Genomic DNA, 15055 nt, shown 5'->3' with positions numbered 1-15055 from the left:
CGTTCGGATGTTTCAAAGCCGCGTTGGTCGGCGTTGGTCGATGGCGCGGTGCCCTCACCGCTCGCGGGACACGCCGTGAATCCGTCCGTGGAGGCTCGGTGGCGGCATCCATGCCGCCACACGGTCCCGCAATCGGTGAGGGCACCGCACCAGGAAGTTTGTAGGCTGCTTTGTTAAAAGCCTGCCTATTGCTCTGCCTGCAGTGAGAAGCTGACCGAACGCGCCGTTATCCAAACAACGCACGTCATGCACTGCTTGCAACCATGCACGCCGACCAACTCGACTGGTCCTTGCCCGCCCACCGTCGCGTAAGAGCCTACATGGACGTACTTGCGGCGTGTCCCGCGATGGTGGGCGGGCAAGGGCCCTGCACGGAAGCCACAGAGCACATGTGTTGCAGTTATGTTGGGTGCTCTAAACACAGCCGGATCAACCGCAGACACGTGCCGCCATCGCGCAGGGATGCCAGAATCCATGCATGTCGCCGCCCATCGTCTCCGTGTCTCCTGCGCTCACCGCTCTGATCGAGCGGGCCGTAGCGCGCGTCCGTCATGCGCTGCCTGCCGACCAGTCCTGGCCGGGCGATGACGTCGACCAGCGGCTCGAAAAAGTCGCGCTCGCCAGCGAGTTTGCACTCGATACCCTGGCGCGCCAGCCGGCGTTGCTGCAGCACCTGGCGCAGCCCGATCCGCCGCCGTTGCCACTGCCGTTGCTCGATCCCGCACAGCCCCAGGCCTGGCCGGCGCAGCTGCGGCGCTACCGCAGCGCGGAATCCACACGGCTGGTGTGGCGCGATGTGCTCGATCTGGACAGCGTGGACGACACCCTGGCCGGCGCAACCCGCCTGGCCGAAACCTGCCTGCAATGCGGGCTGCAGGCATTGGAGCAGCAATTCCGCGACCGCCACGGCCAGGTGATTGCCGAAGACGGCAGCGTGCAGCGGCTGGTGGTGTTCGGGCTCGGCAAGCTCGGTGGCGGCGAGCTGAATTTTTCCTCGGATGTGGACCTGGTCTACGCATATCCGCAGAGCGGCCAATCCGATGGCGCGCGCCCGCTGGCCGCCGAGGAATATTTTGCACGTCTGGGCCAGCAGCTGGCCAAGCTGCTCGACGAAACCACTGCCGATGGTTTCAGCCATCGCGTGGATCTGCGTCTGCGCCCGTTTGGCACGGCCGGGCGGGTGGCCTTGTCGTTCACCGGCATGGACCACTACTTTCAGCGCGAAGGCCGCGACTGGGAACGTTATGCCTGGCTCAAGGCGCGTGCGGTGGCCGGCGATATCGATGCTGGCGAAGCCTGGCTGGAAACGCTGCGGCCCTTCGTTTACCGACGCTATCTGGACTTCACTGCACTGGATGGCTTGCGTGACATGAAGGCGGCGATCACCGCCGAAGTGGCGCGGCACGATCGGCTGGACGACATCAAGCGCGGACCGGGCGGCATCCGCGAGATCGAGTTTCTGGCGCAATCGCTGCAGCTGATTCGCGGCGGGCGCGAACCGACCCTGCGCGAGCGCCGCCTGTTGCCTGCATTGCGGGCGCTGGTCGCCGCAGGTCAGATGGATGCCGGCAATGGCGATGCCTTGATTGAGGCGTATCGCTTTCTACGCCGGCTCGAAAATCGTCTGCAGATGCTGCGCGATGCACAGACGCACGCCTTGCCGCAGGCAGCGCTGGATCGCGAACGCATTGCGGTGGGCCTGGGCTACGCGGATTGGTCGGCATTGCTGCAGGCACTGGCCCCGCAACGTGCGCGCGTGGCCGCCGAATTTGCCGAGCTACTGGCACCACGCGTCCATGCCACCGCGCCCGATGCGCTTGCCGATTATTGGCGCGCGTTACCGGAAGGCGATGCCGCGCCGTTGGCAGGCATCGGCTTGCACGATCCAGCCGGCGCGCATCAGGTGCTGGCCGATTTTGCGCAGTCCTCCGGCGTGCGTGCGCTCTCCGATACTGCCGGCGCACGGCTCGACCGCGTCATGCCGGCGCTGCTGCATGCGGCCACCCGCGCCAGCCAGCCCGATGCCGCCGTGCGCCGCATGCTCGGCCTGTTGCAGGCCACCTTGCGCCGCACCAGCTATCTGGCGCTGCTGGACGAACAACCCAGCGCGCTCGCACGCCTGGTCGATGTGCTCTCGCGCAGCGCCTTGCTGGCCGAGCGCCTGGCGGCGCATCCGTTGTTGCTGGACGAATTGCTCGACACCCGCATCAGCGGTCCGTTGCCCGACCGCGCCGCATTGCATACCGCATGCGTCGACACCTTGCAGATCGACGATACCGAAGCGGCCTTGCGCGAACTCAACGAGCGCCGGCTCGCGTTGAGTTTTCGTATCGCACTGGCCACGCTCGATGGTCGCCAACAGGCTGTGGAGAGCACCCAGCAACTGGCCTGGCTTGCCGAAGCGGTGGTGCAGACGGTGTTGCAGCTGGCGCGCCGCGAATTGGTCGCCGCGCATGGGCAGGTGCCCGGCGGCGCGTTCGCCATCATCGGCTATGGCAGTCTGGGCGGTCTGGAGCTGGGCTTCGGCTCGGATCTGGATCTGGTGTTTCTCTACGATCACCCACGCGAGGTGGAAGCCTCCGATGGCAAGCGGCCGCTGGAAGCCGGACGCTGGTTTGCGCGGCTTGCGCAGAAGGTGATGACACTGCTGGGCGCCGAAACCGGCGCCGGCCGTCTCTACGACATCGATGTGCGGCTGCGCCCGGACGGCGGCAAGGGCGCGTTGGTGTCCTCGCTCGCCAGCTATCGCGACTATCAACGCGATCGTGCCTGGACCTGGGAGCATCAGGCGCTGGTGCGCGCGCGTGCGGTGGCCGGCGATGCTGCGCTTTGCGAAGCGTTCGCGCAGGTGCGTCGCGAGACGCTGACACGCGTGCGCGACCCCGCACTGCTGCACGAGAACGTACGCAAGATGCGTGCGCGCATGCGCAGCGAACTCGATCGCAGCGATACCGGGCGACTGGATCTCAAGCAAGGCGCAGGCGGCTTGGTCGATCTGGAATTCGTGATGCAGGCCGGTGTCCTCGGCAAGGCAGCACAGCATCCCGAGTTGCTGTTGGCCTGCGCCACGCCCGCATTGATCGACGCGCTGGTGCAGGTGCAGTGGCTACCGGCCGAGAGTGCAGCGCCGCTGCACCACGCCCACGCCACGTTGGTGGAGGCGGGCCTGAGTTGCACGTTGGACCGTCGGCCACGTTTGGTGGTCTCCACGCCTCCGATTCGGGATGCTTGCCAAATTGTTGCATCGATTGCAGATGCGCAGCAGTTGCGATTTCCGCCAGGAAAAGGCGCCTAAAGACGTCGGCGGAGCCAGCCGTTTCTCTGCAGTGCGGCACGCCCGCAGTCCTTGTGCGCTACGCATCAGCACTCGCTCGGGTCTAGGCGTTTCTGGTCATGGACCTTCCTGCATAGAACGCCTGTGCAGCATCCTTACAGACATTCTCGTAAAACACATCAGCATCCTCGGTGGTGTAGCCGGCTCCGACGAAGCATCCGCGCGCGATTTCATGCAACGTATGCCTGACGCTGCTCGCATCGTCGTATACAGCATTGAGGCATGCCACCACTACCCCTACATCCTGTTTGGAAAGACGGGGCTCACCGCTCATCAAGCGTGCGTGGTTGATGCATGCAACGGCATTTGCGCTGGTAAACGAATCGCCTAACCCGGAACAGTCTTCGAAGCCATTGCCTTGCGCGTTGAGCTTGAAGTGCACGATCGGCAGGCCTTCCATATTCTTCTGTTTCGCCATCTCCATGAAGTCTGCAAGAGCTTCGGGTCGATCTTGCAGACGCCTGGACTGGAACTTCGTTTCCAACTGTTGCAATAACGGCCCGGCGACACTGGTGTTTCTTTTCAATACGCTGATGGACGGATCTTCGAACATCAGGGTCGCATCGATCCTGTCTGTTTGCTCCTGCGATAGCAGCCCGTTGGCGATCAGCGTTTTCATGATGACCTTTTCGGGGTGGCCCCAATGCTCGTCGGCGGCATACACCTGACGGAAATTCAGGATCGCTTGGCCGGCAGCGTGTTGTGCCTGCTTGCCAAGTTTGTCGTCGCCCTCCAGTGTACGTTCAAGCAATTCCATGCACTGTTTGAGCGACAACGCTCTGTCGCTCTGGGAATCCTGCTTGAAATGCTGCATGCCGCGATTGATGAAGGGCTGGGTGATTGATCGTGAGGTATATCCGCTTGCACCGGTCTGAGCATTGGGTACGCCGGTCAGAGAGTACTTGTTCTTGGTTTCGTAGAGCGGGCTTCTACTCAGGTCCGGATTGGCCGGGACATGCGTAGGGGCGTACTGGGCAATGCACTCGTCCCTGATGCGCTCGCCCTTGAGGCAGGCAAGGTTGGTGAGCAGCGATTGCTGTGCGTGCTGGCTGTCGAAGAGGTGTCCGATATGAACCTTGGTCGCCGCACGGTAGTCGCTCATGGTGGCGAACTGGTTGGACCCGCACGTTCTGATCGGTACGAAGGGACGGCTGTGCGATGCGCGTTCTCCTTCGGTAGCGCTGTGATACCGCGCGTGATAGCTCTCCGCTTTCACGCATGCTTTCTCAAGCCGATCATTGCTGCTAAATCCGGCCTTGCCGTCGCGGAGCGAGGTCGTTGAAAGAAAGAAGTTGTCTGCCACATAGCCTGCGCCAGCAATGCCAAGAGCGTACTTGGCAGCTCGTGTTGCCCACTGTCCGCCATGGTCTCTGCCATTCTTTGGTGTGCCTTCCTGCGTATTGGGTGGACGTTGGCTTTGCTGTTTTTGCTTGTTCTTTCGAGTTGGCAACGCTCCCAGTAAGCCTGCCGTCGTTTCTGCACGGGGAGTGGCTGACGCCGACGCAGGTGCGGGCGTGGATAACCCGGAGGAGGTGGCAGGGGTCAGTAGCCGCTGAACGGTGGCCAACGGCAGTGAGGTTTTTGTTCGCATGAGGGGTCTCCTAGAGTGCAGGACGGAAATCAGCGATGCCGGTTGAGTCGATGCTGGGCGGGCCTATGACCGAACGTAATGAACAGAGCGTGCGGGGTAGAGAATTGAGGGGCGTAGCACACGTTTGCGGGTGCCGTCTGGTGGTTTCATCCATCATCGGTCCAGCTCTGTGATTGAAGATGCGGACCGCCCAATCAATGATGCGGACCGCCCAATCAATTCGGTGTACGCGATCTCTCGTTCCGCCACGTGATAATGAATATGCCCTGCCGCGGTGGAGTCACCTGGATTTGCCTGTACTAGGACGTCGCTGACCAAACGCGTTATGCCGGTGTTCTCGATGGTGCGTGCAACAGTGTGTGCGCATCAACCGTAGTCGACCCCGTAAACCAAGCGTTTTTGCTCCCAGTTGACTCACGAGACGACTGTGCCGCAGATCTGCGCACGCTTTCATTTCGACTGCGAAGATGTGATGTCATAAGCGAGCAGCCACGTTGTGGCTCGTATCAGGAGCGTGTGCGATCGATGCACTGCCGTTGGATGCAGGCGTACCCGTATCATGTCGGTCGAGGTGTGTGCTGCAGTCACCCGCTCGCGCGCGGAGCGCTACGCCACAGCAGTGCGCGGAACGGGCCGAGCAGAAACACGCCCATGCCCAGCTTCACTGCCAGATCGCCGGCCGCCCAGCTGATCCACGGCAGACCGGCGCCGGCAAGGGCGATGCTCCAGAAGATCGCCGTATCCAGCGTGGCGCTGCAGGTGGTCGCCACGATCGGCGCGCGCCACCAGTTGCCATTACGCAGACGATCGAACACGCTGATATCCAGCAACTGCGCAGCGATAAACGCGCTGCACGACGCGATTGCGATCCGTGGCGTTGCCAGCCAGATCGACAACACCACTGCGAGCGCAAAGCCGCACCAGGCCACCTTGCGCGCTGCGCGTGGGCCGAAGCGGCGATTGATCAGGTTGCTCACCAGAAACGCCAGCGGATACGAAAACGCGCCCCAGGTCAGCCAATCGTTGATCGGGTACTGCACCAGGATGTTGGACAACAGCACCACCGCGCCCATGGCCAGCACCGCCCACGTCAAGGCACGTGCGGTGAGCGGAGCGAACAGCGTAGGTGAGGTGGTGGACATGGCGGTGCGGCAGTGAGCGATCAGCGCGAATTATCCGCGCGTTGGCGCATGCGGGCCAGCGCGCGCGGGGCCGCAAGTGCCTGCACCAGTACCATGGCGTGGCTGTTCGGCAGAACAGTGGCCGACACGCGCGCGCGCACCGCGCGTAACACCGTGTCCGGAGACGTGAGACGTCAGCGACGCCACATCGCAGCCGAGAGCTTTTGTACGCAGCGTTCCAGCATCACCATGTCTTGCTGCTGTTCTGTGCGGCCGCTTCTGCGGTCGGTACGAATGCCAACGCCTGGCCTTGTGGCGACTGCACGGTCCAGCCTGCGCCGGCCGGGCTCGGTTGAAAGGTCACCGTCTCGCCAACGTGGAAGCCCGCAGTCGGGTCGTCCTGGCGTGCTGGCCAGCGCAGCAGGGCGGTGTTGTCGGCTTTCGCTGGATCCTGCAAGTGCACTTCGCAGCCGCCATCGGTGTTTTTCTCCACCGACTTCACCCGCATCGGCGGCAATGGCCCGGCGGAGGCTTTGTTCGATGCATCGCCGAGTGCTTCCGAGCCCCTGCCCACACTGTGGCCGACAGCGATCGACACGAACACCGGTGCAGACACCACCAGAATCGCCGACATCGTCGAGGCATCGCCGCGCGTGATCGTGGTCAAGCCTGCGTGGGCCCGCATCGGCTGACCAAACGCGATGGCCAGCAACAGGCCAAGCCCGGCCGATCGAAGAGGGATGTTCATGGAGACGCTCCGTGCGTGGTGACGCTGTGTGGAATGGAATGATCCTGCTGCAGCACTTGGTGTTGCTGCAGGAAATCGAACACCGACTCGACCGTGATCACCGAATAATTGCCGGAGATACGTTCGCTGGCAGGATGGTCGGTGACGGCGGCATTGGCGACGAAGAAGCGTGCGCCGATGCGCTTGCTCAGATCGAGATGCAGGCGCGTGGGCTGGTAGCCGTTACGCTTGAGCCAAGCTTGCGCGCTGCGCCGATCCTGCACTGGCGCCGGTGTCGCAGAAGGTGCGTCGGTCGCCGCCAGCGCCGCTGCCAACACCTCGAGCACCCATTGATTGGAGTTCTGATACTCGGTGGAAAATGGATAGGCAATCATGCTGTAGCGCGCTTCGTGCAGCGTGTGTGCCAGCGGGGCCGGATCCTGCAACAGCGTGTGTAGCTGCTGCTGCAATGCAGGCGCCAGCACGCCGACGCGCAGATCCGCATTGAGTGCGCTTTCGCCGATGAAGTTGCTCAGGCCTTCGCGATACAGCTCGGAGCTGTCCGACTTGCAGTGATTGAGCAGGTGCTTCACCCTCCAGGTGCCGTCGTCCTCGCGCAACGCGAAGGCCAGATGGCTGTGTTTCAAGCCGTAGCGGCTCAGATCCTGGCCGCCGCGTGCCAGCAGTACCACCTGCGCGCCGTCAAGGGCATCCAGCGCCTGTTGGGTGGATTTGGCCATGTCGAACATCGCCGCCAGCGTGGCCGGTGTGGGGTAATGCGGGGTGCACACCGGCGCGGCAACGGCGGGCAGTGCGGCACTCAGGCACAGGAGCAACAGCGTTGTTGCAGGCCAGGTGCGTTGTTTGTCTTCCATCTGCATGCGGGTGCATCGTCCTTGTGTCTGCCCCGTGTCACTCACGGCCGCGCCATCATACGTGCAGGCGCTCGCGCACCAGGGTGGCAATGCGCTGGGTTTCGCGTAATGGTTCAAGGTGCGGCTGCGCTGCGAACACCGCGCTTGCCTCGCATAGACGGCCGTGCGCTTGCAGTGCCCGAACATATGTCTCAACCCGCCCTTGTGCCTGATCGGCAAATGCTGCGGCCACCGGTACGCGCGTGGCGCAGGCTTCGGAGAGCAGGTTGACCGAGTCGGCGCTGGCCACGATCGCATCGGCCCAGCCCAGCAGGCCGGCGTATGGATTTGGCCCATCGCGCGTGTCGCACCACAGCAGGCCTGGCAGATCTGCGCACAGCTTGCGCAGCCTCGTCATTGCCTCCGGCGGAGTGCGTCGCGACGTGGTGACCAGCAGGCTGCCACCGACCGCGTACAGCTGCTCGCGTAGCTGCGCGCACAGCGCCGCCAACGCCTGGGTCGTCCACGGCACATGTGCGGTTGGGCCGCCGATCAACAGCGCCACGCGCGGGCCGGGCAGGGTGCCGAGCGTGGGGAACGCGGCGCGGCCGGCGGCCAGCCAGGCATCGTCCACCGGGTGCAGGCTGCCGAGCAGGGTGATCACGTTCGCGCCACGCAGCGCATCGTGCTCGGGCACGATCAGCAGATCCCAGTGGCGCCGGTCCAGGCGCGGGTCCAGGACTTGCACCACCCGGCTACCGCGCGCGCGCAACAGCCGGGTGGCCAGCGCGGCCTGGCGTCCGCAGCCGATCGCCAGCGCCGGTGGCTGCTGCAATTGCCGGGCGAATCCGGGTCCGAATGCGGCTTGGGCGCCTGGTAAAAGGCGCGGCGCAAGCCAGCGCCAGGGCGCGCGGGCCTGCAGATGCAGCGCGGTGACCGGCTCCGGCTGCAGCGCACGCGCCAGCGCCTCGGCCTGGCGTGCGTTGCCTGCGCGGCCATCGCTGACCGCCCAGGTCAGCGCCATCGTTTCGAATCCGACATAGATTTGTTTCAGATTGAGCGTGTGTTGCAGCAATCGCGTCACTCTACACTGCGGGTCTTCACACCTGGGCCGGTGCCGCACTCTACTGTCGCCCATTCCTTTGCCTTCCGGAGTCTTCATGTCCGACCTGCTCGACGCTGCCGTGCTGGATCAGCTGTTCCGTACAGCCCGCACGCAAAACGCCTTTCTCGACACGCCCGTCAGCGAAGAGCAGCTGCGCCAGCTCTACGACTTGGTGAAGTGGGGCCCGACTGCCGCCAACGGCTCGCCGGCACGTTTCGTGTTCGTGACCAGCCCGGAAGGCAAGCAGAAGCTCAAGCCAGCGCTGTCCGACGCCAACGCCGCCAAGACGCTGGGCGCGCCGGTCACGGTGATCGTCGGTTACGACGAGCAATTCCACGAAAAGCTGCCCTACCTGTTCCCGCATGCCGATGCCAAGAGCTGGTTCGAAGGTTCGCGCGATATGCGCGTGTCCGGTGCATTTCGTAACAGCTCGCTGCAGGGCGCCTATCTGATCCTGGCCGCACGTGCGCTGGGCCTGGATGCCGGCCCGATGTCCGGCTTCGACAATGCCAAGGTGGATGCGGCGTTCTTTGCCGGCACGCCGATCAAATCCAATTTCCTGATCAATCTCGGCTACGGTGATCCGGCCGCGCTGTACCCGCGGCTGCCGCGCTTGAGTTTTGACGAAGCCGCACGCATCGAATAAGCGTGCGTCCCCCCTTTCCTGCAGTCCTCGTCCGTCTGCGTTCTGTCCCATCCGCGTTGATCCAACGCGTCTCTCATCACATGGAGTTTCAATGAAGACCACCCACAAACTGCTGCTGCCGCTCGCCCTGACCCTGGCCATTGCCGCCTGCTCCAAGCCGGCCGACAACGCCGCCGCACCGGCCGCCGAAACCCCAGCTGCCACCGCACCGGCCGACGCCGCTGCTGCCCCGGCACCTGCTGCCGCCGAGTCGACCGCCTCGACCGCGCCGGCCGTGACGGTGGCCTCGGGCACCTACACGCTGGACCCGAGCCACACCGACGTGCTGGCGCAGTGGAGCCACTTCGGGTTCTCCAACCCCACCGCGCATTTCGGCAATGTCGACGGCACCCTGATGTACGACGCGGCCGACGTGACCAAGTCCACCGTGCAGGTCACTCTGCCGCTGTCCGGCTTGAACAGCTTCACCGCCAAGTTCGACGAACACCTCAAGAGCGGTGACTTCTTCGACGCGGCCAAGTTCCCGACCGCCACCTTCAAGAGCACCAAGGTCGAAGCGGCTGGCCCCAACAAGCTGACCGTCACCGGCGATCTGACCATCAAGGATCAGACCAAGCCGGTCGTGCTGGACGTCACCCTCAACGGTGCCGGCGAGCACCCGATGAAGAAGGTGCCGGCCGCTGGTTTCGACGCCACCACCACCATCAAGCGCACCGACTTCGGCGTGGGCCAGTACGCCCCGAACGTCAGCGACGAAGTGAAGATCCGCATCACCACCGAAGCCCTGCAAGCCAAGGCCGGTGACGCTGCTGCGAAGTAATTCGCTGCAAAGTTCATGCATCGGTGCGCGTGGTCGCACCGATGTGTGGAACGCAGGAGCCGTTCGATTGGCGTAATGCTGTTCACTAAAGAAAAAACGGCGCCTCTCCATCTCGGTGGGAAGCGCCGTTTTTTTATGGGCATTGCGGTCGAGGGCGCGGTGCCCTCACCGCTCGCGGGACACGCCGTGAACCCGTCCCTGGGGGCTCGGTGGCGGCATCCATGCCGCCACACGGTCCTGCAAGCGGTGAGGACACCGCACCAGAGAGTTGGTCTGTAGTTTGATGAAAGCCTACCTGTTGATCGCGTCGCGTTTTGCGTTGCGAAGCTGATCGGCCGCGGCGTTATCCAAATAACACACCATGCCTTGCTTGCAACCATGCGCATCGACCATCTGGACTGGTCCTTGCCCGCCCACCGTCGCGGGACCTTACGCGGCATGGATGCCGCGTACCTGCACGGACGTACTTGCGGCGTGTCCCGCGATGGTGGGCCGGCAAGGGCCCCGCGGAAGTCCACAGATCAACAGCCGTCTGCACGGCAAACGCTGCACCCAGAGCCGCCATGCTGTCCGTTAGTGCGGAGCTGATTCAGCCTTCCAATATCCCTTCGCGCGCACCGACTCCTTGTCCACCCCGTGGTGCTCTTCGAGAAACTTGCGCATCGCACGTGCACGCATGGATTCGGCGCCGATCCAGTAGAAGGTATCGCCATCGTGCGGCTCGTAATCGCGCAGGCTGTCTTCCAACAAGGTGCTGCTGGCCGCATCGAAGCCGTTGCGTTCCAGCCAGTACACGTCCACGTCGGCGGCGCTGAGCAGCTCCTGGCGTTCTGCGGCGTCGGCAATTTCGATAAAGACTTCTGCATGCATGTCGGCAGGCATGGATTCCAGCCAGCGACCGATCGCCGGCAGTGCGGTTTCGTCGCCGATCAGCACGTAGTGGTCGTAGTCGTCGGCCACCAGAAACGAGCCGCGCGGGCCGCCGATCTTCAGCGTGTCGCCGGGCTGTGCGTGCGCTGCCCAGCTGGTGGCCACGCCGTCGCCGTGCAGCACGAAGTCGATGCTCAGCTCGCCGCTTTGCGGGTCGAATGCGCGCGGAGTGTAATCGCGGCCCGGCGAGGGCAGGGCGCCCTCGTCATAGCGCGGGCCTTCTGCCGTCATCGTCGGCAGCACAAAGGCGCCATCGGCATTGGGGAAGAACAGCTTGACGTGATCGTCCGGTGCGTCGCTTTGAAAGCCTGCAAGTTCGTTGCCGCCAAAGACGATACGGCGCATCTGCGGGGTGATCGATTCGCAGCGCAGCACCTGCACGGAGCGCAGGCGCGAGTCGCGGCGGACTTGGGTGTTGGTGTGGGTTGCCATGGGGGAATTGTTCCTGGATTGCCGTGCGTATGCGCGATGGGAAGAAGTGGGGAGTAACTGGCAAAACTGATGGCGCAATAAACAATCAAATAAACCAGCTAGGCAAATAAACCAGCTAGGAGCAGCTGCTGTTAGCTATCCCTTCTCCCATCGGGAGAAGGTGCCCCGAAGGGGCGGATGAGGGTACGGGCGAAGCCGCACGCAGTTGGAATGGCACGTGGCTTCGCCCGTACCCTCACCCCAACCCCTCTCCCGGCGGGAGAGGGGCTTGCCGTCCCGCGGCTGAAACTGTGTGTTGATTCTGAAATTGCATTTTGATCAAGACAGGCGATTACGTCGCTGCCAAACACGCAAGGTCGATGCTTTGGAATTTGCAGCGTTGTGAAGTCACAAAACAACGCATGTGCTGCGGTTCATGCCCGTCACTGACGCCCGCAACGCGAACATTGCATGAGGTGTCACTGTCGCAAAGCGCAATCAAGCTGGCATCGGCTGGCTTGGGATCACGGCGATAGGCGCACTTAGCCGTCATCGCGCTCCATGCCATCAGCGGCGTTGTTTAGCAGTGCCGCGATGCGTGCAGTTTCTGCTTCCGTCCACTGCCCGTGCCGCGCAAACAGGCCGTGCTTGATGCGATGAATCGCCTCGCGAATCGGTGCAGGTGTCTGTGCCTTGATCAACTCGCGTGCGCGGCGATGCGTGCGTGCCAGCGCCGCGTCGAGTGCGTCGCGCTGCTGTGCCACGTGCGTGCGGCCGGCCTCGGTGACCTGATAGCGCTTGCGGCCGTCATCCTGAGCCGTCTGCACCCAGCCGTCGGTTTCAAGCTGGGCCAGCGCCGGGTAGATCGCGCCGGCACTCGGGGTGTACAGCCCTTTGAACAATGCGGCGATCTGCCGCATCAGCTCGTACCCATGCCGCGGCTGTTGCTCGATCAGCGCCAGCAACAACAAACGCAGATCGCCATGCCCCAACGGCCGCGAGCGTCCGCTTGTGCCGCGCTCGGGCTTTGGGTCGGAGGCCGCATCGGCGTCTGCGGAGATGTCGTCAGGTGGAGGACGCGTGTTCATTCGATATATCGAAGCATGACGAAACGATATATCGAATTCGCGCTGCTCGCAAGCGCTGACGCACACGAGATCGCCTGGGCCGTGCGCCTTCTCGTCCCGATGGGCCTCGCCCGGCCGGTCCAGCACCACGCCGTCGACCACCGTGCCCACGCTAAGCAGAGCAGGGACCAGTCGGCCCGGTGCCGAACGACACCAAAGTCGACTTGCACCAAAGCCGGCCAGCACCGATGCCGAACGACCTCAACGCCGATCGACACTAAGGCCGACCAACCCCGAACCATGCTTCGCCGCGACTAGACAATGCCGAATTCTATAATTACGATGTAATTACTCCGACATTACGGGCCTGGCCCGATGAGGCAGCCGCATGAGTCGACAGTGGGACACCCAGGCCGAGAGCCGGCGCCAGCGCTTACAGCGCGCCGCCCCGCTTGCGCCGCAGGGGCGTGTGGTGGCGGCCAGCGATGTGGTGGCGCTGCTGGAAGCGGTGATCGAGCCCGGCGACCGCGTCTGCCTGGAAGGCAACAACCAGAAGCAGGCGGATTTCCTGGCGCGCTGCCTTACCGAAGTGGACCCGGCACGCGTGCACGACCTGCACATGGTGCAATCGGTGTTGTCGCTGCCCGCGCATCTGGACGTGTTCGAGCGCGGCATCGCCAAGCGGCTGGATTTCTCGTTCTCCGGCCCGCAGCCCGCGCGCCTGGCCGGGCTGGTCGGCGAGGGCCGCATCGAGATCGGCGCCATCCACACTTATCTGGAATTATTTGGCCGCTACTTCATCGACCTGACCCCGCGCATTGCGCTGGTCACCGCGCAGGCCGCCGACCGCCACGGCAATCTCTACACCGGCCCGAATACCGAAGACACGCCGGTGATCGTGGAGGCCACTGCATTCAAGGGCGGCATCGTGATTGCGCAGGTCAACGAGATCGTCGACACGCTGCCGCGCGTGGATATTCCCGCCGACTGGGTGGACTTCGTCACGCAGGCGCCCAAGCCCAACCATATCGAACCGCTGTTCACCCGCGACCCGGCACAGATCTCCGAGATCCAGGTGTTGATGGCGATGATGGCGATCAAGGGCATCTACGCCGAATACGGTGTCAACCGGCTCAACCATGGCATCGGCTTCGATACCGCCGCGATCGAATTGCTGTTGCCCACCTACGCCGAATCACTCGGGCTGAAGGGCAAGATCTGCCGGCATTGGGCGCTCAATCCGCATCCGGCGCTGATTCCGGCAATCGAATCGGGCTTCGTCGAATCGGTGCATTCGTTCGGCTCGGAACTGGGCATGGAGCAGTACATCGCCGCGCGCCCGGACATATTCTTTACCGGTGCCGACGGTGGCATGCGCTCCAATCGCGCGTTGTCGCAGACCGCTGGTTTGTACGCCTGCGACATGTTCATCGGCTCCACCCTGCAGATCGATCTGCAGGGCAATAGTTCCACCGCTACGCGCGACCGTATCGCCGGGTTCGGCGGCGCGCCCAATATGGGCTCGGATGCACGCGGCCGCCGCCATGCCAGCGACGCCTGGCTCAAGGCCGGGCGCGAGGCTGCACGACCGGGCGAGATGCCGCGCGGACGCAAGCTGGTGGTGCAGATGGTGGAAACCTTCCGCGAGCACATGGCGCCGGCCTTCGTCGATAAGCTCGATGCCTGGGAACTGGCCGAGCGCGCTAACATGCCGCTGCCGCCGGTGATGATTTACGGCGACGACGTCAGCCACGTGCTGACCGAGGAAGGCATCGCCAACCTGCTGTTGTGCCGCACGCCGGAAGAGCGCGAGCAGGCGATTCGCGGCGTGTCCGGTTACACCGCCGTCGGCCTGGGCCGCGACAAGCGCGCGGTCGAAAACCTGCGCGATCGCGGTGTCATCAAGCGGCCGGAAGACCTGGGGATTCGGCCACGCGATGCCACGCGCGACCTGCTCGCTGCGCGCACGGTCAAGGATCTGGTGCGCTGGTCCGGTGGGTTGTACGACCCGCCGAAACGTTTTCGCAATTGGTAGGGGCACAGCATGGAAACCCTGCGGTATCGCTTCGATGGCCAGCATGGCGCGCGCGCCGGGCTGGAACATGCGCTGGTCGGCGTGGTGGCCTCCGGCAATCTGGAAGTGCTGGTCGAGCGCGTGCCGCTCGATGGCGCGATGGAGATCGAGATCCTCACCGCCGCACGCGGATTCGGCGCGATCTGGCAAGCGGTGCTGGACGATTTTGCCGCGCGCCACCCGCTGCGCGATGTGCGCATCAGCATCAACGATGTCGGTGCCACGCCGGCGGTGGTGAGCCTGCGCTTGGAGCAGGCGATGGATGTCCTGCAGGGAGCCGACGCATGAGCCGCCCCTTTCACCCCGTAGGAGCGCACCCGGGCGCGACGGGCGTTCCCGGTGACGCCTCAGTCGCGCCCAGGTGCGCTCCTACGC

12 protein-coding genes are annotated in these 15055 nt (G+C 64.0%); 5 read left to right on the top strand and 7 right to left on the bottom strand.

What is annotated here, in order from left to right; translation table 11 throughout:
* Positions 1-478: 478 nt before the first annotated feature.
* Entirely contained in the window at positions 479-3295 is a 2817-nt protein-coding gene (gene glnE / locus FFY45_RS13615; RefSeq protein ID WP_176340836.1) for a bifunctional [glutamate--ammonia ligase]-adenylyl-L-tyrosine phosphorylase/[glutamate--ammonia-ligase] adenylyltransferase, read from the top strand.
* An 82-nt stretch (positions 3296-3377) separates the two neighbouring features.
* Here the strand turns inward: glnE and xopAG are convergent, their stop codons facing one another.
* From xopAG to FFY45_RS13590, 5 genes are all read right to left on the bottom strand, one after another.
* Positions 3378-4925, bottom strand: a complete 1548-nt coding sequence (xopAG, locus tag FFY45_RS22280) for a XopAG/AvrGf1 family type III secretion system effector (protein ID WP_303396514.1) — start codon at positions 4923-4925, stop codon at positions 3378-3380.
* 584 nt (positions 4926-5509) lie between these two features.
* Positions 5510-6067 carry a VUT family protein gene (locus FFY45_RS13605; protein ID WP_176340835.1) on the bottom strand — a complete coding sequence of 186 codons (558 nt, stop codon included), beginning with the start codon at positions 6065-6067 and terminating at the stop codon, positions 5510-5512.
* A 223-nt stretch (positions 6068-6290) separates the two neighbouring features.
* Positions 6291-6794 (bottom strand): hypothetical protein, encoded by a 504-nt coding sequence (locus tag FFY45_RS13600; protein WP_176340834.1) that lies wholly within the window; start codon positions 6792-6794, stop codon positions 6291-6293.
* Positions 6791-7648 carry a DUF2145 domain-containing protein gene (locus tag FFY45_RS13595; protein WP_439333536.1) on the bottom strand — a complete coding sequence of 286 codons (858 nt, stop codon included), beginning with the start codon at positions 7646-7648 and terminating at the stop codon, positions 6791-6793. The genes FFY45_RS13600 and FFY45_RS13595 overlap by 4 nt, the downstream gene beginning before the upstream one ends.
* A gap of 55 nt (positions 7649-7703) precedes the next feature.
* On the bottom strand, positions 7704-8651 hold the full coding sequence (locus tag FFY45_RS13590; protein ID WP_176340873.1) for a mitochondrial fission ELM1 family protein: 948 nt from the start codon (positions 8649-8651) through the stop codon (positions 7704-7706).
* A 136-nt stretch (positions 8652-8787) separates the two neighbouring features.
* Here FFY45_RS13590 and FFY45_RS13585 point away from each other — a divergent pair, with 136 nt between their 5' ends.
* Both FFY45_RS13585 and FFY45_RS13580 read left to right on the top strand, forming a co-directional pair.
* Positions 8788-9378 carry a malonic semialdehyde reductase gene (locus FFY45_RS13585; protein WP_176340832.1) on the top strand — a complete coding sequence of 197 codons (591 nt, stop codon included), beginning with the start codon at positions 8788-8790 and terminating at the stop codon, positions 9376-9378.
* A gap of 91 nt (positions 9379-9469) precedes the next feature.
* Positions 9470-10198: a YceI family protein gene (locus FFY45_RS13580; RefSeq protein WP_176340831.1), complete on the top strand. Its 729-nt coding sequence runs from the start codon at positions 9470-9472 to the stop codon at positions 10196-10198.
* Positions 10199-10771: 573 nt separating this feature from the next.
* Here the strand turns inward: FFY45_RS13580 and FFY45_RS13575 are convergent.
* Both FFY45_RS13575 and FFY45_RS13570 read right to left on the bottom strand, forming a co-directional pair.
* Positions 10772-11560 carry a siderophore-interacting protein gene (locus FFY45_RS13575; protein WP_176340830.1) on the bottom strand — a complete coding sequence of 263 codons (789 nt, stop codon included), beginning with the start codon at positions 11558-11560 and terminating at the stop codon, positions 10772-10774.
* A gap of 521 nt (positions 11561-12081) precedes the next feature.
* Entirely contained in the window at positions 12082-12627 is a 546-nt protein-coding gene (locus FFY45_RS13570; protein ID WP_176340829.1) for a PadR family transcriptional regulator, read from the bottom strand.
* A gap of 367 nt (positions 12628-12994) precedes the next feature.
* Between FFY45_RS13570 and mdcA the strand changes: the two genes are divergently transcribed.
* Both mdcA and mdcC read left to right on the top strand, forming a co-directional pair.
* Positions 12995-14641 carry a malonate decarboxylase subunit alpha gene (mdcA, locus tag FFY45_RS13565; RefSeq protein ID WP_176340828.1) on the top strand — a complete coding sequence of 549 codons (1647 nt, stop codon included), beginning with the start codon at positions 12995-12997 and terminating at the stop codon, positions 14639-14641.
* A gap of 9 nt (positions 14642-14650) precedes the next feature.
* Positions 14651-14968 (top strand): malonate decarboxylase acyl carrier protein, encoded by a 318-nt coding sequence (gene mdcC, locus FFY45_RS13560; RefSeq protein WP_104551694.1) that lies wholly within the window; start codon positions 14651-14653, stop codon positions 14966-14968.
* Positions 14969-15055: the final 87 nt, after the last annotated feature.

It is taken from the genome of Xanthomonas hortorum (assembly GCF_011305375.1).
GTDB classification, from domain to species: domain Bacteria; phylum Pseudomonadota; class Gammaproteobacteria; order Xanthomonadales; family Xanthomonadaceae; genus Xanthomonas; species Xanthomonas hortorum_E.
The sequence above is the reverse complement of the archived record's forward strand: the minus strand, read 5'-3'. Positions and strand labels throughout refer to the sequence as shown.